Source organism: Burkholderia thailandensis E264 (assembly GCF_000012365.1).
In the GTDB taxonomy this organism is placed as follows: Bacteria; Pseudomonadota; Gammaproteobacteria; order Burkholderiales; family Burkholderiaceae; genus Burkholderia; species Burkholderia thailandensis.
In genome coordinates this window covers 74,189-100,467 of the sequence record NC_007650.1, presented here as the reverse complement: position 1 = coordinate 100,467, position 26,279 = coordinate 74,189, and the positions used below count along the sequence as shown (strand labels likewise).

The 26,279-nt window shown below is 64.3% G+C and carries 14 protein-coding genes and 2 pseudogenes; 7 read left to right on the top strand and 9 right to left on the bottom strand.

The genetic code is table 11. The features are described 5' to 3' along the window. Window positions 1-7: 7 nt before the first annotated feature. Window positions 8-2,788, bottom strand: coding sequence for a type VI secretion system Vgr family protein (locus BTH_RS00450; protein ID WP_011400785.1), 2,781 nt, complete (start codon window positions 2,786-2,788; stop codon window positions 8-10). A 321-nt stretch (window positions 2,789-3,109) separates the two neighbouring features. Further along, window positions 3,110-3,415 (bottom strand): H-NS histone family protein, encoded by a 306-nt coding sequence (locus BTH_RS00445; RefSeq protein WP_009894664.1) that lies wholly within the window; start codon window positions 3,413-3,415, stop codon window positions 3,110-3,112. A 159-nt stretch (window positions 3,416-3,574) separates the two neighbouring features. Between BTH_RS00445 and BTH_RS00440 the strand changes: the two genes are divergently transcribed. Further along, window positions 3,575-4,645 carry an IS5 family transposase gene (locus BTH_RS00440; RefSeq protein ID WP_009894663.1) on the top strand — a complete coding sequence of 357 codons (1,071 nt, stop codon included), beginning with the start codon at window positions 3,575-3,577 and terminating at the stop codon, window positions 4,643-4,645. A gap of 548 nt (window positions 4,646-5,193) precedes the next feature. Here BTH_RS00440 and BTH_RS00435 read toward each other — a convergent pair. From BTH_RS00435 to BTH_RS00425, 3 genes are read right to left on the bottom strand one after another with little or no spacing between them, the layout of a single operon-like run. Continuing rightward, the gene (locus tag BTH_RS00435) at window positions 5,194-6,225 is read right to left on the bottom strand and encodes an extracellular solute-binding protein (protein ID WP_009894662.1); all 1,032 of its coding nucleotides are present in this window, start codon (window positions 6,223-6,225) and stop codon (window positions 5,194-5,196) included. After that, complete coding sequence (locus tag BTH_RS00430) at window positions 6,222-7,076, bottom strand: ABC transporter permease (RefSeq protein WP_009907076.1); 855 nt, start codon at window positions 7,074-7,076, stop codon at window positions 6,222-6,224. The genes BTH_RS00435 and BTH_RS00430 overlap by 4 nt, the downstream gene beginning before the upstream one ends. Then, window positions 7,063-7,908 (bottom strand): ABC transporter permease, encoded by an 846-nt coding sequence (locus BTH_RS00425; protein ID WP_009894659.1) that lies wholly within the window; start codon window positions 7,906-7,908, stop codon window positions 7,063-7,065. Before BTH_RS00425 ends, BTH_RS00430 begins: the two co-directional genes overlap by 14 nt. Window positions 7,909-8,443: 535 nt before the next feature. Here BTH_RS00425 and BTH_RS00420 point away from each other — a divergent pair. From BTH_RS00420 to BTH_RS29270, 3 genes and pseudogenes are all read left to right on the top strand, one after another. After that, window positions 8,444-8,896, top strand: a complete 453-nt coding sequence (locus tag BTH_RS00420; protein WP_009894657.1) for a GNAT family N-acetyltransferase — start codon at window positions 8,444-8,446, stop codon at window positions 8,894-8,896. Window positions 8,897-8,914: 18 nt separating this feature from the next. Further along, a complete protein-coding gene (locus tag BTH_RS29280; protein WP_009894655.1) occupies window positions 8,915-9,931 on the top strand; it encodes an AraC family transcriptional regulator in 1,017 nt (338 codons plus the stop codon). A gap of 674 nt (window positions 9,932-10,605) precedes the next feature. Further along, window positions 10,606-11,335, top strand: a pseudogene (locus tag BTH_RS29270) (IS21 family transposase); the annotation flags it as partial. A gap of 32 nt (window positions 11,336-11,367) precedes the next feature. On the opposite strand, the pseudogene BTH_RS29265 reads toward BTH_RS29270, so the two are convergent. From BTH_RS29265 to BTH_RS00395, 3 genes and pseudogenes are all read right to left on the bottom strand, one after another. Continuing rightward, window positions 11,368-11,538: pseudogene (locus tag BTH_RS29265) on the bottom strand (transposase); the annotation flags it as partial. Window positions 11,539-11,645: 107 nt separating this feature from the next. Further along, window positions 11,646-13,841, bottom strand: coding sequence for a phosphocholine-specific phospholipase C (locus tag BTH_RS00400; protein WP_009894648.1), 2,196 nt, complete (start codon window positions 13,839-13,841; stop codon window positions 11,646-11,648). Between the two features lie 549 nt (window positions 13,842-14,390). Next, window positions 14,391-16,328, bottom strand: coding sequence for an SMP-30/gluconolactonase/LRE family protein (locus BTH_RS00395; RefSeq protein WP_009894647.1), 1,938 nt, complete (start codon window positions 16,326-16,328; stop codon window positions 14,391-14,393). 334 nt (window positions 16,329-16,662) lie between these two features. On the opposite strand from BTH_RS00395, the gene BTH_RS00390 reads away from it, so the two are divergent. Next, window positions 16,663-17,133, top strand: a complete 471-nt coding sequence (locus BTH_RS00390) for a hypothetical protein (protein WP_223297150.1) — start codon at window positions 16,663-16,665, stop codon at window positions 17,131-17,133. 248 nt (window positions 17,134-17,381) lie between these two features. On the opposite strand, the gene uvrA is transcribed toward BTH_RS00390, so the two are convergent. Continuing rightward, on the bottom strand, window positions 17,382-23,297 hold the full coding sequence (gene uvrA, locus BTH_RS00385; RefSeq protein ID WP_009894643.1) for an excinuclease ABC subunit UvrA: 5,916 nt from the start codon (window positions 23,295-23,297) through the stop codon (window positions 17,382-17,384). 587 nt (window positions 23,298-23,884) lie between these two features. On the opposite strand from uvrA, the gene BTH_RS00380 reads away from it, so the two are divergent. After that, entirely contained in the window at window positions 23,885-24,862 is a 978-nt protein-coding gene (locus BTH_RS00380; protein WP_009894641.1) for a chromate resistance protein ChrB domain-containing protein, read from the top strand. Between the two features lie 56 nt (window positions 24,863-24,918). Continuing rightward, window positions 24,919-26,049 (top strand): chromate transporter, encoded by a 1,131-nt coding sequence (locus BTH_RS00375; RefSeq protein ID WP_019254871.1) that lies wholly within the window; start codon window positions 24,919-24,921, stop codon window positions 26,047-26,049. The last annotated feature ends 230 nt before the right edge of the window (window positions 26,050-26,279 follow it).

Genomic DNA, 26,279 nt, shown 5'->3' with positions numbered 1-26,279 from the left:
CCCGGGTTCAAAGCTTCGGTTTCAGATAGTCGATCTTCGCGATACGCATCGCGTCGTCCTTGACCAGATCCGTCAGGCCGCTCGCATCGGTCTTGCCCTCGATGACGCGCCCGTCGTTCAGCGTGATCCGGAATGGCTTGTTCGCCGCAGCCGGCAAATCGCCGTCCTCGCCCGGATAGTGCAGCTTGAAACGCTGATCCGTCGGCTGGTTGTCGAACGCGGTCTTCGCCGCCTGCGCCGTCGACGGCCCGCCCCACTGGTGCGACGCCGACAGCAGCTTGATGTCGCCGTTCGTGCCGAGCGTGATGCCGTTGCCGATCTCGAGGTAGCTGCCGTCCTCGGCGACGAGCCGAATCCTCGGCGCGCTCACGAACACCTCGTGCTCGTTCGTCGTGATCTTGACGCCCTTCTGCGCATTCGCCGTCAACGTATCGGCTTGCGCCTGCAGCAGCATCGGCCCTTCGCCCGCCACGGCCTGCACGCCCGCGCCCCGCGCGAAGAGTTGCATGCCCTGCCCGGCCGTCGCGTTCAGCCGCTGGCCGCTCATCAGTTGCAGGTGCTGCTGCGCAACCTGATCGATGTTCTCTCCGGCATACGTCACGTGCGTCTTCGGCGTGACGTTCACCGAGCCGGCCTGCGCGCCGAACGCCATCAGCGCGCGATCTCCGCCGTCGGGCGGCGCATCGGCGCCGCCCGCGCCCGGCGTCCAGTTCCTGAAGGCGGCGGCCACCGCGTGCTGGCCGGCCGTATCCGCAGCCTGCCCGCCGTGCTGCCCCGCGTAGTCGCCCAGCGCCTTGAACAGCTCCGAGCACTCGCCGAGCAACCGAATCAGCTCGTCACGGTCCAGTTGCCCGCCGCTCGCCTGCGTGCGCGCGTAGGTCGTCAGCAGAATGCCTTGCGCCGCCCGCAGCGCCGCCGCCGCGTCGGTACGCAGCTCCGCGCCCTCGCCGCGGTCGTTGCCATGACCGTTCTCGCGCGGTTGGGTCAGGTATCCGAGATTGAGCTGCGAATGCGCATGCTCGCTCGCCAGTTGCGCGCTGATCTGGTTCGGCGTGTCGTCGAGACGCAGCTGGTTGTACCGCTGCCCCTTGATCTCCTTCGTCTTGATGCCGGACAGGTAGCGGTTGCCCGGCAAGCCGCCCGCATGGCTGAACGTCGCCGGCGGATTCGCGCCGTTACCGAGCACGCCGATGATCACCAACCGGTCCGGATCGCCGCCGAGACAGCCGAGGAGGACTTCCATGCCGACTCGCGGCAGAAACGATGCGCCGAAATGGGCGCCGGCGAGGCTCGACGCCACGCGGATCGGCGCGCTGTCGCCCGCGTTGTCGTTGGTGCCCGCGCCCTGCGCGTGCGCGTGGTCCGCCGGGTCGAGGCCGTGCACCCGCACGCGCACCCGGCCGTTTTCGTCGCAGAACACTTCCTCGCCCTCCGCGCCGACGATCGTGCCCGTGAGCAGATGCACGGGCGGCAAATCGGCTTGCGGATCGTACGCGGGCGCAAGCGGCACGCCGCGGCGCACGCAGGTGAACGTGTTCTCGTAGCGCGTATCCGCGTCGTTCGCAAGCGCGGCCGGCAGCGCGCCGGGCGCGTTCACGAGATTGCGGCTCGCGGCGAACAGCGCGTGCACGCGGTCATTGAGCCCCTTCGGCAGGTTGTTCCAGATGTCATGATCGATCGACGTGATCACGAACTGGCGCTTGTCGGCGAGTTGCCTGTCCCAGTCCGGATCGCCCGTCAGCGTGATCCACGCGCCCACGGCCAGATCCCGCACGCTGCTAACGCCGTCGTAGCGCTCGGCCTCGAACTCGTGCGCGAGCATGCGCGCGCGGGTGAGCCGCTCGTGATCGCTCCATGAATCGCCCGCGTGCGGAATGTCGATCGCGATGTCGGTCAGCAGCTTCGCCAGATCGTTGCCCGCCTCGCCCTGATCGAGGCTCGAAGCGACGCTCGATTCGTCGATCCGCGCCTTCTTGTAGTCCCACGACGGGCGTCCGGCCTTGCCGGGCACCAATTGCCGACGCAGCGCGAACAGCGTGACCGTGTCGCGCTGCTCGGTGCCGGCGTCGCGCGGATGCAAGCGAACCGTGCCGGCCGGCGCTTGCGGCAGCGACATCGGCTCGTCACAGCACACGAGCGTGTGCACGGTCGCATCGCCCTGCAACGGCTGTTCGCCCTTCGCCGGCCCCGCCTTCGCGAACACGGTGATCCCTTCGCGGCGCAGCAGACGGCGCACGAAATGCGCATCCGATTCGTTGACTTGCCGGGTCAGTTCGCGGGGCGGATAGCGATCGGCGCGCAAGCCGGACAGATCGAATTCGAATGCGCGCGCGAGGGCCGGGCTGCGCTGCTGCCATTCGTTGAACAGCGTGGCGAGCACATCGATGACGCTGCGCTTTCGGAAGACCCGCGAATTGGTGCGCTTGTCCATCAGCGACAGCGCGTCGCAGACCGTCAGCTGGTACACACAGAGCTCGCCGTCGCTTTGGCCGATCTGGACGTCGCTGATGATCGCGTTCACCATGTGCGGCTGTCCGCGATCGGTAATGAGCCGGATCGAGACCGGCATGCCGAGAAACACGCCGGGTGGGATGTCGCGACGGGTCGAAACACAGGTCAATCGCCCGCCAATCCCGGTCATCAGACCTTCCTGAACACTGGCGTGTTGCAACGCGAGGAGGTGGCCCAGCGCGCCTTGCGCGGCGCCAAAGTGCAACGCGACCGGACGTTTATTCCAGTCGACCGCCCCCGACGCAAAATTGCGTAGCGTATCGTTCAAATTGGTCACGGCAGACTCTCAGGTTTCTGCTTGGATTCGAATCCGAGGAGTATTGATTCTCGATGTAAATGATGCCCTCCCCACGGCGCGTAGATTTTATCAACGCTGAGGCAAATGGCGGCCAAATTAACGAAGATTCACCATCGCGCTGACGACGGACGAGTCGACAACCTGGAGGCGACCTGTCAAGGTTGACAGGCCAATATCGCCTTTTGGTACGCTCAAGCATGGGCCGCACCATCCCAGGCCCCGAAATGGACCTTCAAAGCGGAAATTTTTTGGCGGACTGGCTCGCTCCATGGGCGCGAGAGCGGAGTGCTCGATTGTCGATCAGGCGGGTCGATCTATAAGGAATTCTACGCGCGGCAACCCGGACATCCATTTTGGTGCTCGGCCTCGACCGCACCAGGTTTCCCCAGTCATCGGGTTCCGATACTTTGGAGGCAGTGGACCACGCCGCTTGTCCGGCGAGCGAAGGCGCGTCCATTGCGGAAAGATCTGGTCGGGACGAATTTCGTACCTCAGGATGGTTTCCCGGATCTGAGACAGCGCCGTCGAGATTTCACGCGCTTTGGCTGCTTCGGCCTCCTTATTGAGTGCATCGAGTTGAGCTTTCAGTTCCTCATAAGTTGCCACAATGACTCTCCAATCGAATTACGTTAAACCTGCACATTCGAGCGGCGTTGTTGCATAAATCAGGCCGCGTCGCGTGACGTTTACGCGCAACAGGCGGAGCAATTCCTCTGTTAACACTTCGGGTTCCTGCGTAGATTCTCGATCTTTGGTCGCGAGAACATGCGCAAGGATAAGAACGGGACGCAGGAGCCGAAGGCGAAATACCGTGTCAGAAACTGGGCGGCATACAACGCCGGCCTGATCAATCGAGGCAACATCACGATGTGGATTGGTGACGACGCTCTTGCGAACATGCCCGACACCGAGCCCACACGTGGCCGTTCGCGGCTGTACAGCGATGCACTGATTCAGGCATTGCTCGGCTTGAAGACGGTGTTCCATCTGCCGTTGCGTGCCTTGCAAGGCTTCGCGCAAAGCCTGCGTGACCTGGCTTTCGCTGAATTGCCCGTACCGAACTATACGACCGTGTGCCGTCGCGCACAGGCGCTGCAGGTGAAACTGCCGGTCATTCACAGCGACGAACCGCTGCACTTGGTCGTCGACAGCACGGGCGCAAAGGTCTGCGGCGAAGGCGAATGGAAGGTTCGCCAGCATGGCTACTCGAAGCGTCGCACGTGGCGCAAGGTCCATCTCGCACTCGACGCGAACACGGGCCAGTTGCGAGCGGCGCTCATGACGCACCAGGATGTCGCAGACGGTGAAGTGCTGCCCGAATTGCTTGAACAAATCTCGGCCGACGAGTCCATCGATACCATCGGCGGCGACGGCGCATACGATACGCAGGCTTGTTACGCCTCGATCACCGCGCGCGGTGCGTTACCCTCGATTCCGCCGCGCGAAGGCGCGGTTCACTGGCCGACGACCACGCCCGGCGCGTCTCGGCGCAACGCCGCGCTCGACGCCATTGCACAAGGCAGTCGACGCGAATGGAAGCAGCAAAGCGGTTACCACCGTCGTTCGCTGGCCGAGAACGCGATGTACCGGCTCAAGACGCTCACGGGTCCGTGCCTGTGGGCACGTCGTACCGATACCCAGGCGACCGAAGTTGCCGTTCGAGTGGGCGTGCTTAACCGCATGGCCGAGCTCTCCCGCCCTCAGTCCGTCCGTATTGCCCGAGATCATGAACAAAGGCACCACTTCGTCCTCACGCCTGATTTATGCAACAACGTCCATTCGAGCGCCGAACGTCGTCAGGGGCGCGTATCGTGTGCCATGCATGCGACGATATGACGGGAATAAAAAGGCGATCGCCGATATCGACGATCGCAAAACCGCCTGCTCCGAGGCAGTTCGGAGGACACCAGGCGGTGGCCTAAGCGGTTTTAGCCATCAGGTGCCACTCGCGTATCGGATTGAATTACAGCGAACGGTGTTCCGCGAAGGTCGGCCACCGCGAGCCGTTAAACGGCCACCGAACATCCGACTGCCTGAGGTCTTTTGGTTTTCCGATGGAGGGTTAATGTTCGTGCGCGGCAAGCACGGGCGCTGGCGATTCATGGTGTGCAGCCTTGCTCGCGTCATCACGAAAGGAAACGTCGATATATCGAAACGACAAGTGTCCCGATGTTCCCGTAGAATAGAGTCAGCCATGGTGGTCTCTCAATGTGTACACCTAGGTCAGGCCGTGGGCAATGTTCGCAGCATTGCCCACGACCGCATCATTTCAGTACGCCAGGATCGACAGCCTTTTCCAAAACAACCAGGCATGCCGTCTTAAGCTTGTATTTTTCTTTCCTTCGACTATTCGCCGGTTTGGGACTGGTTGAGTCTATGGTGTGTCAGCGATTTCCCTTCAACTTTAGCCAGACTTTGTTTCGTAACTGAATCGCCGCCGGCGAACATATTTTGTAAGGACGGAGCCTTATTTTGTATTGCTCCGGGGTTTTTATCGCGGAGTTTTTCAACAGTGCGGCATCGATATACCGCTCGGAGCCGATGATCTCGTTGTTGTAGCGAACGGCATTTGTAACCTGCGCAATGTTCTCCGGGCGCATCATCCAGTTAACGAATTGATATGCCGAGGCGGTGTTTTGTGCCTTTGCCGGAATAAGCAAGCTATCCATGAATAGACGGACGCCTTCCCTCGGGTATACAAAGGTGATGCTGGGAAGACGGTCCTGTGCACGCGCAGCGGCACCGCTCCAAATATGCTGCACCGCGATCTGCTTGGACGCGAGACGATCTATGGTTCCGTCATTGCTGTACGTTTTCACGAACGGTTTCTGTTTTTGCAGAACGTCGAGCACCCGCTTCGCATCAGCAGGATTTTCTGTGCATTCATCCTGTCCCAGATACCAACTCGCGGCCATATACAGCTCCTCTTCGACATCCAAGTCGCCGATCTGTCCGCGCAACTCCGCTGGCGGATCGAAGAACGACTTCCAACTCTCGTCGAGTTTCCCTCCGGGAACGCGCGCGCTATCGTACGCGAAACCAGTCAGCACGACGGTGTATGGCATCGCATAATCCCGTTGCGGATCGAATGACGGATGGCGATACTCGGGTTTGATGTTGGCGATATTCGGCAGCTTGTTCTTGTCGAGCTTCTGCAGCAATCCAGACTTCACAAGTACCGGAACGTAATAGTCCCCCGCGATCACAACGTCGTAGCCACCTCCGCCCGACTGCAACTTTTGAGTGAGGGCCGCATCGCTCGCGTAGGTGTCGAGCGTTGTCTTGATGCCGGTTTCCGCCTGGAACTTCTTGATCAGCGTATCGGGCAGGTAATCCGGCCAGCTTCCGATATGGAGTTCGGCTGAGACAGCATGACCGGCAGCAAGCAGCAGCATCGCTCCGACTACTTTTTTCATACGGTTCCTATCGTTTGAATGTTCGCGTGACACAGCTCGGATCTCCCCGGCGTGGCAGTCTGTCCTGCACCCTTCCTACCGAGAACCCAGACCGTCAGTAGTTGAATCGACGAAAGTCCAATGACGGCTGTCGAGATAGCATTTACCTTTGGCGTAATTCCGATCTTCAATGCGCTGAAGATGTACATAGGCAAGGTGGTCATGCCGGCACCAGCCAAGAAGTAGCTGGTGACGTAGTCGTTCATAGACGCGACGAACGCAAGCAGCGCACCGGCGACGATACCGGGCAATGCCAAAGGAACCGTGATTTGACGAAATGCCGCCCATGGCGGAGCCGACAAGTCGGCCGCCGCCTCAAGTAACGTCCGATCGATTGTCTTAAGACGTGCGTTGATCGGGAGATACGCGAGTGGGACACAAAACACTACGTGCGCAAACAGGACTGCAACGAACCCGATTTCGAACGCGAATATCGAAAACATCATCACCGTAGCGATCGCGAGAACAACCTCCGGTATCACGAGCGGCAAAGCAATTACAACTCCGCGCAGATCGGAGCGGCGAGTTTCCTGCCGCGACCACGCAGCGACGGCCGCACTCGTTGCAAGGGCGGTCGAAAAAACCATCGATGACAACGCTAGGATCAGGGAGTTTCGTGTCGCACGAATAAGCGTCGGATCAAACCATGCCTCGACGTATCCCTGGACGCTCCAACCCTCCCAAACAAGCGCCGATGGGCCTCGATTGAAACTCATCCACGCGACAACCGCCAACGGCAGATAGAGAAACAACAGGACGGCAATCGCGACTTCTGCCGTAAGCGGAAAGTGGCGCAGTTCACGCGACGTCATGAGCGAGCTCCTGTCGCTGGAGGGTGGATGTCAGACGCAGCGCGAGCATGGCGAGAAGAACGACAGCGAGTAGGACAAACGACATAGCCGCGCCCAACGGCCAATCGCGGCCCCCTGCGAACTGAAAATCGATCAGGTTCCCGACCATGAATGCGTGGTTGCCACCAAGCAAGCTAGGGATCGCATACGAACCGAGCGCTGGAACGAAAACGAGCCCGATGCCAGCCATGATGCCGGAACGACAGCCAGGAACGATCACCTGCAGAAGCGCCGCTCCCCTATTGGCGCCAAGATCGTAAGCAGCCTCAACCAGGCTCCAGTCAAATTCGTCAAGAGCCGCGAAAATCGGCAAAACCATAAAGGGGGTGAATGCATAGACGAGGCCGACCAGAGTCGCGATGTCGGTGTAAAGTAATCCGAGCGGTCCTCGAAGGATACCTAACACGGCAAGGACACGGTTAAGTAAGCCATTGTCCGCCATGACGATAATCCAGCCGCACATTTGCACCACGACGCAGGTCCAGAACGGTATGGTCACGAGCACCAACAAGACGGCCCTCCAAGTCGGTGCACGGGTTGCGATAAATAGCGCGGCGGGAAACCCAAGGAGGACGCACCCGGAAGTCGCCAGTAACGCCATGGTCGCAGATCGTAGAAAGATGCTCACGTAGCCTTGTTGAAGTACCAGCGAGCCGTCCCAATCATGATCAAACACTACGCGCTCATAGGCACGAATCGTGAAATCCCCCCACGAAACTCCGCCGAAATCGAGGGGTGCGCTCAACGATATGACCGCTAGAACCGCGAGAGGGAGTATCACGCCCAAAATCATGACAAGCGAGGCCGGTTCGTAAACTGCTCGCCATGATTTAAACTTCTCTAGAGCCGGGACTCGAAAAATCACCGATTACCTCGAATCGATCAGCTTACCGGAGGGAAAGCGTAACAAATTGGCCGCCATATTTATAGAGCGCATGCGTGCTGAACGCGCCAATCTGTTATCTCAAAGCGCCAAGTTTTTTATAGGGTTATACGCCCGCATCGAACGTTATCATCATTTCACGCATCGAAATAAACAGATGCCGATCATCATCATAATGTTTAAGGGTCGCTCCATATTGCATCGATTATTAACAGTTTCAATATTGTGTGTCGTTTGCATGCGTGTCATTACAATGATCGGATGCCACTCGTACCTTCAGCGCACTCCGCCACCCACGTTCATCAGAATGCCAACTGACCCGGCATCCTGAGCGGCAACCACGAGGACGTGGCGGCAAATATGCAACAATAGTGATGCCGACGCCGACATTGTAATGTTGCGCGCCGATACATTTCACAATGTAAGTTTAGAGTGGCTAGCCAATATGATAATGGCCGACAGACTAGAATACCGCCCGATGAGTGTGACCGACATCGGGGCGTTTTACGACATCCGTTTCTCCGTGAAAGAGAATCGGATTCACCCGCACCAGATCCATCTACTTGATCGTGATCTTCTGATAGAGCAAATCCGTCAAGGAGGTGGGTGGATCTGTGAATGCCGGGGCGAGGCGGCGGGTGTTTGCCTGCCCGTCATGACCGATACGCCATTTATTTGCGCACTGTTCGTTAAGCCAACCTTCCATGGACACGGCGTTGGGCGTGAATTACTCGAGCACGCGATCAAATGGTTGAAAGATCAAGGGGCACAGCAAGTCAAGCTGGTCACGGACCCTGGTTCGCGAGCGGACAGCTTCTACCAGCGGCTTGGCTGGACACGCGGCAGCCTGGATGAATACGGATGCCAAGTTGTGTTCACGAAGTCGTTGAAAAAATAAACCAGAGCAAGGATTCAGATGAAGCCGGTAGCTAATGTGTTTAATCGCACTGCTGCGCAGCGCCCCGCGCCGTTCCATACCATTGTCATTGCACTGAATGTGATGAAAGAAATGGGGGTACCGGCCGAAGTGCTATTGAGAGGCACAGGTATATCGCCGGAAGAAATTGAGCAAGCCAATGCGATGGTAACACATGCTCAAGAAATGGTTTTGTTCGCCAATGCTCTTGAGGCAACCGGGAATTCAGCCATCGGACTCCATATTGGCAGTTCAATTCCGGTGACGGCATATGGACTGCGGGGGCACGCGATGCTAGTCAGCCCAACCCTGGGTGACGCAATGCGGCTTGCGTACGAGCATCCGCTGATGGCCATCAGCTATTTTCAGATTACGCTAGGGGTGAATATCAATCTTGCGCGCGTTACAGTCGGGGGGTACACCTACCGAGCAGATCTCCTGGTTCTCAATACAGATATGTGCCTCGCCGCGGTCAGACGCGAAATAATCGATCTCATAGGTAGAGTTCCAACGTTTAGACGACTGGGACTTGCCTTCCCGCCACCCGCTCATGCTAGCGTATATTCCGATATATTTGACTGCGAGGTGATATTCGACACCAAGGAAAATTTCTTGGAATTCGACGCTAATTTGCTAGACATAAGACTGCCGCTCGCCCATTCTATAGAGTTCGAAATATCAAGAAGGGCGTGTGAAAAACGTGAATTCGAATTATCGCACTGGGTCCCGGCGGACCTCGTCGGGCGCCTGTTTGGAATAATGTACGACAATCCGACGTGCCAGGATGTCGTCAAACTCACCGGAAAGCTCGGAATGTCACCGCGGAGCTTACAGCGCAAATTAAAGGAGATGGGTACATCCTTCAGTGCCTTGCATGATTTGGTGCGACGCGATATTGCCTCACGGTATCTTTCCGAGAATAAATCGACCAAGGAAATTGCAGCAAGACTGGGATACAAAAATACCTCGGCCTTCAGCCGGGCAATGAAGCGCTGGTCAAAGCTCGCTGGAGATTGATCCGACTTAGTACTACAGCCGTAGATGCAAGTAAACTGAGAGCATACATTCCCGTCTTCGGTAGTTGCACTGCTGGGCGCGGTACCGGTGTCGACACCGCCATGCCGACCAGGACAACACGTACGCGATGGAGCGAGCGCCGCGCCACAAGATGCGGCAGAGGAGCCGGTGGACCTCCTGCACACTGAGCGGCACCTAACCTTCGGGGTTTTTTGCTGCGCACCCGCAACGTGACGAGTACCGCATGAGCCATTCAGGGCCAGCGTGATGTGACGGTACCAGCCCTGCCACCGGCGCACCTCATATTGATCGAGTCCGCACTCGCCTTTGGTCGCCTCGAAACCGGTCTCGATTTCCCACCTGCGGCCCGCGACGTTCTCCAGGGTTTGCCGTGTGGCCTTACTGCGCGGCGCGTATACGACGTAATGCGCATGTTCACGCTCCTCTGACCTGAGGCGGAATTTTGTGACCAATCAGGCAGTGAATCTCGCGTCGATATTATCGGAATCAAGCCAGGCTCGACGGTGCGTATTTCGGACGAACGACAGGCCGTTTCGGGATCGTGACCGAGCGTACCGGAAGGCAGGATTGGCGTTGCGCATGAGATCAACCACGCGGGCTATGCTCGCCGGCTTTGGCCGGAAAGAACATGCCCACGAACCGAATGAACATGCATGATCAAGGACGTTATGCGACTTAAATTCGACGGCGGCCTCTCGCACGATCGGATCGCCGCGCCGCTTGGCCTTTCCAAAAGCGTGGTTACGCAGCACGTCGGACTGGCGAGCGCCGCCGGGCTGGACTGGACAAGTGCCTGCGAGATGGACGAAGGCGAGCTCAAGCGGCGGCTACTCGGCAAGCCCATGGGACCCGCGACCTACGTCCAGCCCGATTACGGGCGCATCCATCAGGAACTGCGCCGCAAAGGCATGACGTTGACGCTGCTGTGGGAGGAATACTAGGTCGAGTCGCCGGCTGGCAAACCTACCGCTCTACGCGCAATTCTGCGAGCACTACAAGGCGTTCACAAAGCATCTGAAGCGCTCGACGCGTCAGATCCACCGCGCTGGCGAGAAGCTGTTCGTCGACTTCGCCGGGCCCACGTTGCCGATCACAACCGGACGCCGAGCGCACGTGTCCGTCGACGCCATGGGCGCCTCGAGCTACACGTTCGCGTGTGCGACGCCGGCCGAGACGATGGAAGACTGGTTGGGCGGCATTGCTCGCGCGCAGACCGTCTAGGGCGGCACGCCGCAACTGATCGTACCGGATAACCCGCGCGCGATGATTGCCGATCCTGATCGGTACGAGCCTCGTGCCGGCGATACCATGCTGGACTTCGCACGGCACTACGGCACCTCGTTCCTACCTGCACGCGTGTATCGCCCACTGGACAAAACCAAAGGTGGCAGTTGCGGCCCAAGTCGTCGAGCCCGCTTCATGCGCGACATCATCGACGCGTCCATGCCGCCGTACTTCGAGCGCCATATATAAAACGTTGCCGAGCTGATGCCCAGTTCCCGGCATAACTCCGGTACCGCCAGCCCAGCCTCCGCGCGCTTGAGCGCCTCCAGTATCTGACTGTCCGTGAATCTTGACTTCTTCATCTGCAGAACTCCCTCTTAACGAGAAAATTCTACTTCTCCCAACGCCGGATTTGCGGGGGTATTACCGTCCCGCCGCGACCGACCGCGGCCGCGGCGGCTCGCCCCGCTCAGAACCGATCGCCGAACCCCATCGCCGGATCGCTGACGGAGTGCTCGCCGGTTTCCACCCGGCCGGCAAAACGGCGCGCGTAGCCGGCGTCGGCATCGCAGGTCACGACGAAGTCGTACCAGTTGCCGCTGCCGTCCAGCTTCCAGTGATGCTTGCGCTCGGCGCCGCCCTTGACCTTGAAGGTCCACGGGCCATCGCTGCGGTACGCCTTCGCGCGCACGGTGAACACGCACTCGCGCGCCCCTTCGTTACGCAACAGCAATTGCACGTCGCCGTGCTTGCGGTCGTACTCCACGCGCACTTCGGGCACGGGCGCGCCGCCGGCGCGCAAGCGGTTCATGTCGCCCGTGAAGTGGCGGTGGAAGCCGTTCGGCCCGAGCACCCACAGGTCGTACCGGCCGCCGTTGTCCGTCATCGAGGCCCACGCGTCGTCGAGCTGCTTGCCGGCCTCGACCATGTAGCGGCGCGGCAGGCGGCCCAGATTGAGCTTGTCGTAGACGTGGAACACGGCCGCGGCCCGGCCCGTGTTGACGAATGCGAGGCGCATCGTGCCGTCGAGCGTGCCGGCTACGGCATGAACGTGCAGTTCGTACGGCAATGCGCGCGAAGGCCGCGTGCCCGCCGCCTGGCGCGGCAGTTGCCCGTTCGCGGGCGGCACGATCTGCGGCATCTGCTGCTGCGCGGCGCGCAGCGCATCGGCCTGCGCGCGGGTCTTGCGGCCGGCGAGCGTGGGCAACGGCTCGTTGTTCGGCTGCACGAAGTTGAAGGCGCTCGTCAGGTCGCCGCATACCGCGCGGCGGAACGCGGAAATATTGAGTTCGCGAACGCCGAAGCGCGCCTCGATGAAGCGCAGCGTCGACGTATGGTCGAATACCTGCGAGTTGACCCAGCCGCCGCGGCTCCACGGCGAGATCACGTACATCGGCACGCGCACGCCGGGGCCATACACGCGAGCGTCGGGCTGCGGCTGGCTCTTCGCGCCCGGCGGCTTCGGATGGATGAAGCGCTCGAACGCGATGTCGGCGTCGGGCAGCGTGGTCTTGCCGGCCGGCGTGCCGTCCGGGTTCAGCGACGGCGCCGACGGCGAAGGCACGTGATCGAAGTAGCCGTCGTTCTCGTCGAAATTCACGAGCAGCACGGTCTTGCTCCAGACGTCGGGCATGGCGGTGAGCGCATCGAGCGTCTCCTGGATGTACCAAGCGCCCTGCACCGGGCTCGACGGCCCAGGGTGCTCGGAATACGCGGCCGGCGCCACCACCCACGACACCTGCGGCAGCTTGCCGTTGCGGATGTCTTCCTTGAACGTGCCGAGGAAGCCGCCGTCGGGCATCGTGTTGGCGATGCCCTTGTACAGCGGGTTGCGAACGTCGTCGCTCGCCGGATCGTATGCGGGCGACACCACCTTGTCGCTGTTGCTCACCGGCTTGCCCGACGCCTCGTTCGCGCGGCGGTATTGCTTGAAGCCGGCGAGCGAGTTGTCGGTGAAGTTGTCGGGCATGTTCTGGTAGACCTTCCAGCTCACCCCGGCTTCCTGCAGACGCTCGGGATAGGTCTTCCACTCGTAGCCGAGCGCGGAGGGGCCGATGTCGTCCCACTCGTTCACCACCGAGGCCACGCCCGCGCCGGTCGGGCCGTTGGTGCCGGTCCACATGAACATGCGATTGGAGTTGGTGCCCGCGTGCATCGAGCAGTGGTAGGCGTCGCAGATCGTGAACGCATTCGCGAGCGCGAACTGGAACGGCAGCTCGCTCTCGCGGAAGTAGCCCATCGACGCCGCATTCTTGTAGCGCGGCCATTGGTACATGCGCCCGCCGTCCCACGCATTCTGGCCGTCGTCCCACGAGTGCGGCGTGCCGCTCACGCGCTGCGCGTTGCCCTTGCTGCCGTCCAGGTGGTAAGGCAACACCAGCGCGCCTGCCGCGTTGCGCTGCTGCCAGACCGTCAGCGCGTTGGGCAGCGGAATGCCGAAGCGATCGCCGAAGCCGCGCACGCCGCGCAGCGTGCCGAAGTAGTTGTCGAACGAACGGTTCTCCTGCATCAGGATGACGATGTGCTCGACGTCCCGAATGGTTCCGGTCCGGTTGTTCGCGGGAATCGCGAGCGCGCGGCGAATGCTGAGCGGGAATGCGGCCAGCGTGGCGGCCGCGATGCCCGTGGATGCGGTGCCTTGCAGAAATCGGCGACGAGAGTTCATGTTCCGGAGTCCTTGCAGTGAATTGACCGAGCGATGAACCGGCGATGCGCGCACGCGCCGGCCGCGCGCGCGGCGCGCCGGTGGCGTCGGGCATCGGCCCCCTCGTCGGCATGGGAATTCCCAAGCGGACTGTAAGGTTTCAGCGTGACGTCAGCGTGATGCGAAGATGACGATGGTGGGTATCGGAAGGGGCATGGACGCGGATGCGCGACGCGACGTGCACGCGTGCGCCAGCGTCCGTCCGCGGTCTTCGCGAAAACGGCCGAGCGCCATGCCGGCCAGCGGCGAAAGGCGCGCGCAATCGCCGGCGGATTCCGATATCCGCGCCGAGTGAAGACATCGGCGAGGCACAGACCGGCCGTGTCAACGGCATGCGCGCGTCGCGACGGCGCGCGGTCTCGCGCATGTCCCGCTACGACGTGCCGCGCGCCGCCCGCCGGCAACTGATCGAGCCGCGCCGCGTGAGCGCATGGCCGGAGCAGGCAAGCGCCCCGTATCAAGCAGGATCGTCGATCCCGGCCGAGTCGCGCCGGCCGACGAAACGCCCGATCACGGCTTCCAGCGATAGACCGTGATGCTGTTGCCCTTGACGTTGTTCTTCGTGACCACGTACTCGCCCGTCGAACGCAGGTACGCCCTGACGCCGTACATCGAATCGACGGCGCTGCTCGCATCCACGGTGCCGCTGCTGGTGTTGACCAGCGTGGCGTCGAGCTTGCCCGTGGCGAGGTTGAAGGCGTCGATGTTCGGCCGCGCCGGCCCGCTGCCGCTGAACCAGTAGCCGACGAACAGATGATTGCCGGCCGCGTCGATCGACTTGGCGCCCGCGCCGGCGAGATTGATCACCGGATCGGGCGCCGTCGTGTTGCCCGCGCGCCAGCCGTGATACACCTCGATCCGCGTGCCGATCGCCGTCCAGTCCGCGCTCCCGACGATGCCCTGCGCGAGAATCATCGTGTCGCTGTCCGCGAGGTAGACGATGCGCGTCAGCGGCTGGACGCTCGCGGGAATGCGGATCGGAATGCCGGCGCCCCATGCCGGCTTGCCGCCCGCGTCGAAACCGGTCAGCGGGTAATGGTAGATCGAGCCGGTCTTGTCCAGGCCGGCCCACACGCCGCCGTTGCCGTCGATGCAGAATCCGCCCGTGACCCGTTGGGTCGTATTGAATGCCGGGCCCGGGATCGACGCATCCGGAATGGCCACGTAGCCGTTCGCCTGGTTGAAATGGAAGAAGTGGAAAACCGGCGGATTCTGGCCGGACACCACGAGAATCCGGTTCGCGCCCACGGCGACGAGTTGCCCGAAATGCTCGTCGCGCTGCGTATCGTTCATGTCGATGCGCGGGTCCGACGGGTAGGAGAACGGATCGACCGTGTTCGCGACGAAGGTGCCGCCCGCGCCGCCGGCATAGATGTTGGTGCCGCCGTAGAACAGCGCGCCGTCCGTGGCCGGGTCCGGGGCGGCGACGCCCTCGAAGTTGAGGGACTGAAGCGTCCGCTGCAGGTTGCCGGCGCTGTCGTACGCGTGAATATCGGTGCCGCCGTTGCGGCCGAGGTCCCAACTACCGCCCCACGGGTTGTTGAGCACATAGAGAGTGCCGGCGCTGTCCTTGCCGATGCCGGCGACGCGGGTGAAGCGCTTCGCGCCCACCTGCCCCTTGATGCCCGTCGTGGCATCGAGATAGCCGCCCCGAATGCCGAATGTGCCGACGAGCGCCGGCGTGCCCGACGCGCGGTAACTCTTGATGTTCATGTCCGGGCCTTCGTCCCCGACCATCAGTTGCCCCGACGACGCATCGAAATAGAGCGCCGACGGCTGCGATCCGCCGGGCATCCGGATGATGTTCAGCAATGCGCCGGCCGGACTGAACTCGACGATCGCGCCCGCACTCTTTCGCGCGACCCAGACGTTGCCCGCGCGGTCCACGGCGAGCGCGCCGGGCCCGGAGACGCCGATGTCCCGCTGCCAGATGCCGTCGGTCGTGAAGATCCGGACGCGGTTGCCGTAGAAGTCGCTCGCATAGAGGAGCGAGCCCGCCGCGGCGAGGCCGGTGACGACGTCGACCCGGGGCTGATTGTTCGACGCGCTGACCTGAATCACAAGATCGCGAGTTTTCGTGGCGCGGTTGTATCGTCCGACCGCGCCGCTGCCATGCGACTTGTCGTACTGAAGCGCGGCGAAGACCGACGTCGCGTTGCCCGTGATCGCGCCGCCCTGAAACTCCGCGTGCGTGCCGATCGAGCCGACGCTCCTGCCGTTCTGGTAGATCGCGACGCCGCCCTCGTACTCGTCCCACATCGACGCCGTGTAGATGACGCCTTCGGGCGCGACCCACATCGAACGCGCCGCGTTGCCCACGTGGGCGGCGAGGGTGCCGTAGGTGTTCGCCAGCCAGTCGGTGGCGTTTTGCGCGTGGCAGGCCGGCGCGGTCGCGGCGATCGCCGCGGCGAGAAGCGCGGCATGAATGCGCCTCTTTTTTTCGGCCATGACTGATGCCCTCCCGAATGTGGCAATCATTCACGTGAATGGGCGGCCAGCGGGATTGCCTGGCATCCTCGACCGGTGGTCGATGAAATCTCCCTCGGAGCCGCTGGCACAGCCAGCAGTCTGTATCGCGTCCGGCGGGCCGTCAACGTGCGCGCGGCGCGCGCGTTGCCGCCGGATATCGGCGGCCGGCGCGCGCGCTTCGAGGAAGGTGCGTGAATCGCAAGGCGCTCGGCAACGCATTGCCGGCCGCCGCGACCGCAACGCTCGGATGCGCCGCCGCGCCGTCCGCGTCGCGCGGAAACAAGCATCGGGCGACGCCCGCCGGCGCGCGTGAATCCCGAGGCGCCGCCGCCCGGAATCGCACTACAATCCGGGATTCGTTCCGACGACGGCGTCCCGCACCATGTCCTTCCTTCGAATCTCGATCCTCACCGCGCTTGCCGCTGCTGTCTGCGCGTCCGCGCATGCGCAGATAGTCGACGACGCGCCTGCCTCCACCCCGGCATGCTCAATCGCGATCGTCACGGGCGTCGGCGGCGCCGCGTCGAACCTGCGCGAATACCTCGCCGCGCGCGAGCGCGATCGCTACCGCTATCTCGCGGACCATCCGCTCGATTGCCGCGTGTCCGAAGACGGACGCGCATCCGGCTGCACCGGCCTCGAGTATCTGCGCCGCGAGCGCGTGAGCGTGTACGACGACGGCGACGACACGATGCAGAACGTCGTCGCGCGCATCGACCTCGATCACGGCACGTATCCGGCGATCATCGCGGTGCTCAAACGCGACGTGCGCTGCGAACAGTAAGGTAAGCGCGGCGCAAGCCCGCGCCGCCGGGTTGCGGCACCGCTCGCGGCAACGCGTCATGCGTCGCCTGGGGGCTTCAGGCGCAGACGTTCGGCGGACACCGGCGTCTCGGCGCTCGTGCAGGAACCGGTCGCGCGCCGCGCAAGCCGGCGATGCGCGATCGTCACAAGCAGGCCCGCGCGCCCGCGCTTCTCGTGAAGCGCCGGCGTCTCGCACGGCGCCCGGGCCGTTCATCGGAAGCGCCCCGTTCAGCCGACTTCCGCCTCCCCGCCCTGCACGGGCTCGCGATAGTTCACGCCCGTTCGCGCCAGCACCGGCTCGAGCGCGCGCCCCGTATGGCTTGCGCCCGCCTTCACGAGCGCTTCCGGAGGCGCGGCCGCCACGATCGCGCCGCCTCCGGCGCCGCCCTCCGGGCCGAGGTCGATGATCCAGTCCGCTTCCGCGATCACATCGAGGTCGTGCTCGATCACGACGACACTGTGCCCCGCATCCACGAGCCGGTGCAGCACGCGAATCAGCTTCGCGACATCCGCCATGTGCAGGCCCACGGTCGGCTCGTCCAGCACGTACAGCGTGTGCGGCGCCTTCTGCCCGCGCCGCGTGATGTCGTCGCGCACCTTGCTGAGCTCGGTGACGAGCTTGATGCGCTGCGCCTCGCCGCCGGACAAGGTCGGCGACGGCTGGCCGAGCGTCAGGTAACCCAGGCCGACGTCCTTCATCAGTTGCAGCGGGTGCGCGATGTTCGAGATCGGCGCGAAGAACTCCACCGCTTCGTCGATCTCCATCGTCAGCACGTCGCCGATGTTCCGGCCGCGCCACGTCACCGCGAGCGTCTCCGGATTGAAGCGCTGCCCGTGGCACACATCGCACGGCACCTTCACGTCGGGCAGGAAACTCATGCCGATCGTGCGCACGCCCTGCCCTTCGCACGCGGGGCAGCGCCCTTCGCCGGTGTTGAACGAGAATCGCGACGCCGTATAGCCGCGGGCGCGCGCCTCCAGCGTGTCCGCGAACAGCCTGCGGATCGTGTCCCACACGCCGATGTAGGTCGCCGGGCACGAGCGCGGCGTCTTGCCGATCGGCGTCTGATCGACTTCGAGCACGCGGTCGATCTGCTCCCAGCCGCTGATCGACTCGCAGCCCTGCCACGCATGCGTGACGTTCAGCGCAGGCCTCGGCGCGCTGCGCGCCAGCACGCTCGCGCGGCCCTTCGTCACCTGTGCCGCCTGCGGCGCCTGCTGCTGCGCGGCCTTGCGCGCGCGCCGCGTGGCCGGCGACGACAGCACCGAGCGGCCCACCGCGTCGAGCAGGTTCGTCATCAGCACATCGCGCGCGAGCGTCGACTTGCCCGAGCCGCTCACGCCCGTCACCGCGACGAGCCGCGCGAGCGGAATGCCGACCGTGACGCCGCGCAGGTTATGCAGCAGTGCGCCGTGCACCGTCAGCCAGGTCTGCGGCACCGCCGGCCCGTTGCGCTTGCCCGGCGGATTCACGCTGCGGCGCGGCTGCAACGGATGCGTCATCGGTTGGGCGAGCAAGCGCCCCGTCACCGATGCGGGCTGCGCGGACAGATCGGCCACCCCGCCCTGCGCGACCAGCGCGCCGCCGCGCTTGCCGGCGCCCGGGCCGATGTCGATGATGTGATCGGCGCGGCGAATCGTGTCTTCGTCGTGTTCGACGACGACGAGCGTATTGCCCTTGTCGCCGAGCTTGCGCAGCGCGTCCAGCAGGATCTGGTTGTCGCGCGGATGCAGGCCGATCGTCGGCTCGTCGAGCACGTAGCACACGCCCTGCAGGTTGCTGCCGAGCTGCGCCGCGAGCCGGATGCGCTGGGCCTCGCCGCCCGACAGGCTAGGCGCCGCGCGATCGAGGCTCAGGTAGCCGAGCCCGACTTCCTCGAGAAACGCGAGGCGGCTGCCGATTTCGCCGACGATGTCCCGCGCGATCTGCGCGTCCCGCCCGGCAAGCCGCAGGCCGTCGATCCAGCGGCGCGTATCCGACACGGTCCATTGCGCGACGTCGACGATCGAATGGCGATCGAACGTCACCGCGCGCGCGGACGGATTCAGACGCGTGCCGCCGCAATCCGGGCACGGCTCGTCGCCGACGCCTTCCGGTTCCTGCTCGTCGGAAGGCAGCGCCTGCTCGCGGCCGCGGCCGTCTTCGGCGAGCACCGTGTCGTCGTAGGCCGCGCGCTGCTCGCGCGTGAGCGCGAGGCCGGTGCCCACGCAGGTCGCGCACCAGCCGTGCTTGCTGTTGTACGAGAACATTCGCGGGTCCAGCTCCGGGTAGCTCGTGCCGCACACCGGGCACGCGCGCTTGACCGACAGCACCTTGATCTCGCCGACGCGCGCGGTGGAAAGGCGGTTGGCCATCGCATGACTCAGGCCGTCGAGCGGCGCGAGCAGATGCATCACGCCCTTGCCGAGCTCGAGCGTCTCGTCGAGGCGCTGCCTCAGCCCGGCCTCGTTCTCCGGCGACACGACGAGGTCGGCCACCGGCAGCTCGATCGTATGCTCGCGGAAACGATCGAGCTTCGGCCACGGGTCCACCGTCACGAACTCGCCGTCGACGCGCAGATGCGTATTGCCGCGCGCCTTCGCCCACTTCGCGAGATCCGTGTACACGCCCTTGCGATTGACGACGAGCGGCGCGAGCAGCCCGACATGCTCGCCGCGATGATCGCGCAGCAATTGCGCGACGATCGATTCGACGGTTTGCGACGTCACCGGCGCGCCGTCATGAATGCAATGCTGAAGGCCGAGCTTCACATACAGCAGCCGCAGGAAGTGCCACACTTCGGACGTCGTCGCGACCGTGCTCTTGCGGCCGCCGCGCGAGAGCCGCTGCTCGATCGCCACCGTCGGCGGAATGCCGTACACCGCGTCGACTTCGGGGCGGCCCGCGGGCTGCACGATCGAGCGCGCGTAGGCGTTCAGCGATTCGAGGTAGCGGCGCTGGCCTTCGTGAAAGAGGATGTCGAACGCGAGCGTCGACTTGCCGGAGCCGGACACGCCGGTCACCACGTTGAACTTGCCGTGAGGAATGTCGACGTCGAGCGACTTCAGGTTGTGCTCGCGCGCATTGACGATCCGCACGACATCCTCGCCTTCGATCGCCCGCCGCGCGCGCGCCGCGCTCAACACGGCCTGCAACGGCGCGCCCTGCTCGGCGAGCTCCGCCTCGGCGCCCATTGCACGGTCGTAGTGCAGCAGCGCCGCGCCGGTATGCGATCCGGCGCATGCCTTCACATCGTCGGGCGTGCCCGCGCACAGCACGAGGCCGCCGCCGTCGCCGCCTTCCGGGCCAAGATCGATCAGCCAGTCGGCCGCGCGGATCACGTCGAGATTGTGCTCGATCACGATCAGCGAATGGCCTGCCGCGAGCAGCTTGCCGAACGCCCGCATCAGCTTCGCGATGTCGTCGAAGTGCAGCCCCGTGGTCGGTTCGTCAAACATGAACAGACGCGCGCGCGCGACGCGCGCCTCTTGCGTGACGACACGGCGCCCGTTGCCGGCCTTCGCGGACTCGGCGAGAAAACCCGCCAGCTTCAGCCGCTGCGCCTCGCCGCCCGACAACGTCGGCACCGGCTGGCCGAGCTTCACGTATTCGAGCCCGACGTCGACGATCGGTTGCAGCACGCGCAGCACCTCGGCGTCGGCGGCGAAGCACGCCGCGGCTTCGCTGACGGTCAGCTCGAGCACGTCGGCGACGCTGAGCGCGCGGCCGCCGCGCTCGATCCGCACGTCGAGAATCTCGGCCCGGTAGCGCCGGCCGTCGCAGTCCGGGCAACGCAGATAGACGTCGCTCAGGAACTGCATCTCGATGTGCTCGAAGCCGGAGCCGCCGCATGTCGGGCAGCGGCCGTCGCCCGAGTTGAAGCTGAAGGTGCCCGCGCCGTAGCCGCGTTGCAGCGCGAGCGGCGCCTTCGCGAACAGCTTGCGGATCTCGTCGAACGCGCCGACATAGCTCGCCGGGTTCGAGCGCGTGGTCTTGCCGATCGGCGATTGATCGACGAACACGACATCGCCCACCTGCTCCGCGCCCATGAGGCCGCGGTGCGCGCCCGGCGACTCGGTGGCCTTGCCGAAGTGCCGCGCCATCGCCGGATAGAGCACGTCCTGCAACAACGTCGATTTGCCGGAACCCGACACGCCCGTCACGCAGACGAGACGCTGCAACGGAATCTCGACTGTCACGTCGCGCAGGTTGTGCTCGCTCGCGCCCTCGAGCACGATGCGCGGCGTGCGCGCGTCCACCGGCCGGCGCACCCAGTGCGACGCGTGCGCGACCTGCTTGCGGCCGCCGAGATACTCGCCCGTCAGCGTGTGCGCCGAGCGAATGTCGCCGGGCGTGCCGTCGTAGACGATCGTGCCGCCGCGCTCGCCCGGGCCGGGGCCCATGTCGATCAGCCGGTCGGCCGCGAGCATCACCGAAGGATCGTGCTCGACGACGACGAGCGTATTGCCCGCGTCGCGCAGGCGCTGCATCGCCTCGACGATCCGGTTCAGGTCGCGCGGATGCAGCCCGATGCTCGGCTCGTCGAGCACGAACAGCGTCTTCGTGAGCGACGTGCCGAGCGCCGTCGTCAGGTTGATCCGCTGCACTTCGCCGCCCGACAGCGTGCGGCTCTGCCGGTCGAGCGTCAGGTAGCCCAACCCCACGTCGCACAGATACTTCAGCCGCGTGCGCACCTCGGCGAGCAGCAGCTTCAGCGCATCGTCGAGCAGCGCGCTCGGCAGGCTGACGTCGTCGAAGAAGCGGCGAATGCGCTCGATCGGCAGCAGCATCAGATCGTGCACCGTCAGGCCCGGCAGCGCCTCGAGCTGCGCGCGGGTCCACTCGACGCCGCGCGGCATGAAGCGATCGGCGCTCGCGAGCACCGCGTCGGCGTTCGCCTTCGTGCCGAGCCGCCACAGCAGCGATTCCGTCTTCAGGCGCGCGCCGCCGCACACCGCGCACGGCGTGTAGCTGCGGTATTTCGACAGCAGCACGCGGATGTGCATCTTGTACGCTTTCGATTCGAGATAGCCGAAGAAGCGCTTCACACCGTACCACTGGCTCTGCCACTTGCCGTTCCAGTCCGGCGAGCCGTTGATCACCCAGTCCTGCTCGTCGGGCGTCAGCTCGGCCCACGGCGTATCGCGCCGGATGTTCGCCTTCGCCGCGTAGCGCATCAGATCGTCCTGGCATTCCTTCCAGGCGGGCGTCTGCATCGGCTTGATCGCGCCGCCGCGCAGCGTCTTGCGCGCGTCGGGAATCACGAGGCCGAGATCGACGCCGATCACGCGGCCGAAACCACGGCAGGCCTCGCACGCGCCGTACGCCGAGTTGAACGAGAACAGCGCCGCCTGCGGGTCCGCGTAGCGCAGATCGCTGTCCGGGTCATGAAGCCCGGTGGAATAACGCCACACCTGAGACTGCGCGGCTGCGTCGTTCGCGTTTTCCGGCACCTGCGCGAGCACGTAGACATTCACCCGCCCGCCGCCGCGCTTCAGCGACGCCTCGATCGCCTCGATCGCGCGCGCCTTGTCGACCTGATGCAGCCGGAAGCGGTCGGCCACCACGTCGAGCACCTTGCGCGGCCCGGTGGGCGACGCCACTTCGCGCCGCGCCTGCACGCGCGTATAGCCGCTCGCCGACAGCCACTGCTCGACTTCGTCGTCGGTCGCGGTTTCCGGCAGTTCGACGGCGAACGTGATCGCGATGCGCGGGTCGTGCTCCTTCGTGCGAGCAAGGAGATCCGCGTAGATCGTCTCCGGCGTGTCGTGCCGCACCAGCCGCGCGGTCCGGCGGTCGAACAGTTCGGCCGCGCGCGCGTAGAGGAGCTTCAGATGATCGTTGAGCTCGGTCATCGTGCCGACAGTCGAGCGCGAGCTGCGAACGGGGTTCGTCTGGTCGATCGCAATCGCGGGCGGCACGCCGTCGACGCGCTCCACTTGCGGCCGGTCCATCCGGTCGAGAAACTGCCGCGCATACGCGCTGAACGTCTCGACGTAGCGCCGCTGCCCCTCCGCGTACAAAGTGTCGAACACGAGACTCGACTTGCCGGAGCCCGACGGGCCGGTGACGACCGTCATTTCGCCGGTGCGCAAATCGAGATCGATATGCTTGAGATTGTGCTGACGCGCTCCGCGAATGCGGATCAGATTGCTGGATGACAATTTGCCTGCCCGTCTGAATGAGTTAGCCAGAGTTCGCGGCAGCCGGAAGGCTGCAAGAGGCTCGCCGGCGCGGTGCGCGCGCCGCCATGCGGGCACCGGTGCGGCTCGATTTCGACGAGTACTATACTGGATGTTTATACAGCTTTCCATGACTATCTCGGGCCGATGGTGCATGGAAACGCGCGGCTGCTCGCGAGCGACTCGGTCCGAGGTCGGGCGGCGACGGACGCATGACCAGCGACGCGCCGCCGGGCGGCTGCATGGGGGAGCCAGGGTCCTTGCATGGCATTGCTTGCCCCGTCGGTCGAGTGCTCGCGCGGATCGCCGGCAGTTGCCGGCCTCCGCAAACGGGCGTATGCCCACAAGGTGGGTGAACCCGCGCGTATGCGCGCCATACCGAATCCCGAAGCGATGTCCGAGACGCCGATTCGACCGCCGCCTCTCCCTCCGCTTCTACCGCCGACTCGACCATCGCTTCGACAAATCGCGACCGTCCCGCTCCTTCGCCGCAAGCCGCCAAACGAAGGTCGCGCCCGCCCCAACAAGCCAACTTGTAGATATTGCAACCAGTGAGTAGCATTCGCTACATGGAGAACATATCGACCTGGTCGCTCCTCGTTCTGACCCTTCCGACGGAAAACGCGACGGCCCGCATGCGGTTCTGGCGCGCGCTCAAGGCAAAGGGCTGCGCCGTGCTGCGCGACGGCGTCTACCTGCTTCCCCATACGGAGGCGCGCGAGGGGATGCTGCGCGAACTCGCCGACGCGATCGCCGAAAGCGGCGGCGCCGCGCACCTGCTGCGCGCGCCAAGCCTCGACACGTCGCAGGAAGCGGAACTCCGCGCGCTGTTCGATCGCGAAGAGGATTACGCGAGCTTCGTTCGCGGCCTCGCGCAGGCGCGCAAAACGCTGGCCGGCCAATCGGCCACCGAACTGGCTCGCCTGCTGCGCCGCCTGCGCAAGGATTTCGAAGCCATTCGCGCGATCGATTACTTCCCCGACGACGCGGCCACCCGCGCCGAGCTTGCATGGCAGGACTTCGTCGCTCTCGTCGATACGGTGCTGTCGCCCGGCGAGCCCCACGCCGCCGAACGCGCGATCCGACGCCTTGCTATCGACGACTACCAGGGGCGCACGTGGGCCACGCGCCAGCGCATGTGGGTCGATCGCGTCGCCAGTGCATGGCTCATTCGCCGTTTCATCGACGCGCGCGCGCGCTTCATCTGGCTCGCGTCGCCGAGCGAATGCCCCGACGGCGCGCTCGGCTTCGATTACGACGGCGCCGCGTTCACGCACGTCGGCGAGCGCGTGACGTTCGAGGTGCTGCTCGCCAGCTTCGGGCTCGACAAGGACCCGGCGCTGCTGCGCCTGGGCACGATCGTGCACGCGCTCGACGTCGGCGGGCCCGGCGTCCCCGAGACGGTCGGCTTCGAAGCCGTGCTGGCCGGCGCACGCCGGCGCGCCGAGAACGACGATCGGCTGCTCGAACAGATGAGCGACGTGCTCGATTCGCTGTACGCGCACTTCGCGGCGAACGAAGCGGGCGAAACCGGGGAACGATCGTGACCACCGCCATTGCGACAAATGCGCCGACCTACTCGATGAGCCAACTGGTCGGATACATGCTGCGGCTCGGCACGTTCGGCTTCGGCGGCCCGGTCGCGCTCGCCGGCTACATGCGCCGCGATCTCGTCGAGCGTCGCGGCTGGATTTCGGAGGCGGACTACAAGGAAGGGCTCACGCTCGCGCAACTCGCGCCCGGGCCGATGGCCGCGCAGCTCGCGATCTATCTCGGGTATGTCCACTACCGTATCCTCGGCGCGACGCTCGCCGGTCTCGCGTTCGTGCTGCCGTCGTTCCTGATGGTCGTCGCGCTCGGTTTCGCCTACGCCCACTTCGGCGGATTGCCGTGGATGCAGGCCGTGTTCTATGGCGTCGGCGCGGCGGTCGTCGGGATCATCGCGATGAGCGCTTACAAGCTCACGACGAAGACGGTCGGCAAGGACAAGCTGCTCTGGGCGATCTTCGTGACGCTCGCCGCGGTGACGTTCGTCACCGAATCGGAAATCGCATGGCTGTTCATCGTCGCCGGGCTGATCGGCTGGCTCTGGCGCGCGCCGCCGAAATGGCTCGGCGGCAGCGGAGCGAACGCGCTGGCCGCCGCCAACCTTCCGGCGACGGGCGGCTTCGTGAGCGGCTTGATGAGCGGCATCGACGCTTCCGTGCTCGCGCAAATCGGCTTGTTCTTCACGAAAGCCGGCGCGTTCGTGTTCGGCTCGGGGCTTGCGATCGTGCCGTTCCTGTACGGCGGCGTCGTCACCGAGCACCACTGGCTCAACGACAAGCAGTTCGTCGACGCGGTCGCCGTCGCGATGATCACGCCGGGACCGGTCGTGATAACGGTCGGCTTCGTCGGGTATCTGGTCGCGGGGTTTCCAGGCGCGCTCGTGGCGGCACTCGGCACGTTCCTGCCGTGCTATCTGTTCACGATCGTTCCCGCGCCCTACGTCAAGAAGTACGGCCATCTCCCGAGCGTCAAGGCGTTCGTCGACGGCATCACGGCCGCGGCCGTCGGCGCGATCACGGGCTCGGTGCTCGTCATCGCGAAGCGCTCGATCGTCGACGTGCCGACGGCCGCCGTCGCGCTCGTGACGATCGTGCTGCTCTGGCGCTTCAAGAAACTCCAGGAGCCGGTGATCGTGGCAGCCGCTGCGGCCGCCGGCTTGATCGCGTATCCGTTGCTGCATCGCTGAGGCGCGCGCCGCCGAACCGGGGGGCGCGTCAGGTTCACTGCCGGCAAAAGGACCGCCGACATGGGCCCGTCGCGCTCATCGCGAAGAAGAGCCGCCACGGCCGAAAATGGCGCGGAAGCGCTGCGGGATGCCAGACGCGTTGCCCTTGTCCGTCGACGGCGCTGCCGAAATAGCGCTGGCACGTCCGGTATCCGAACATCGGCAATCGACCGATCGTGCGTGTTCTGAAT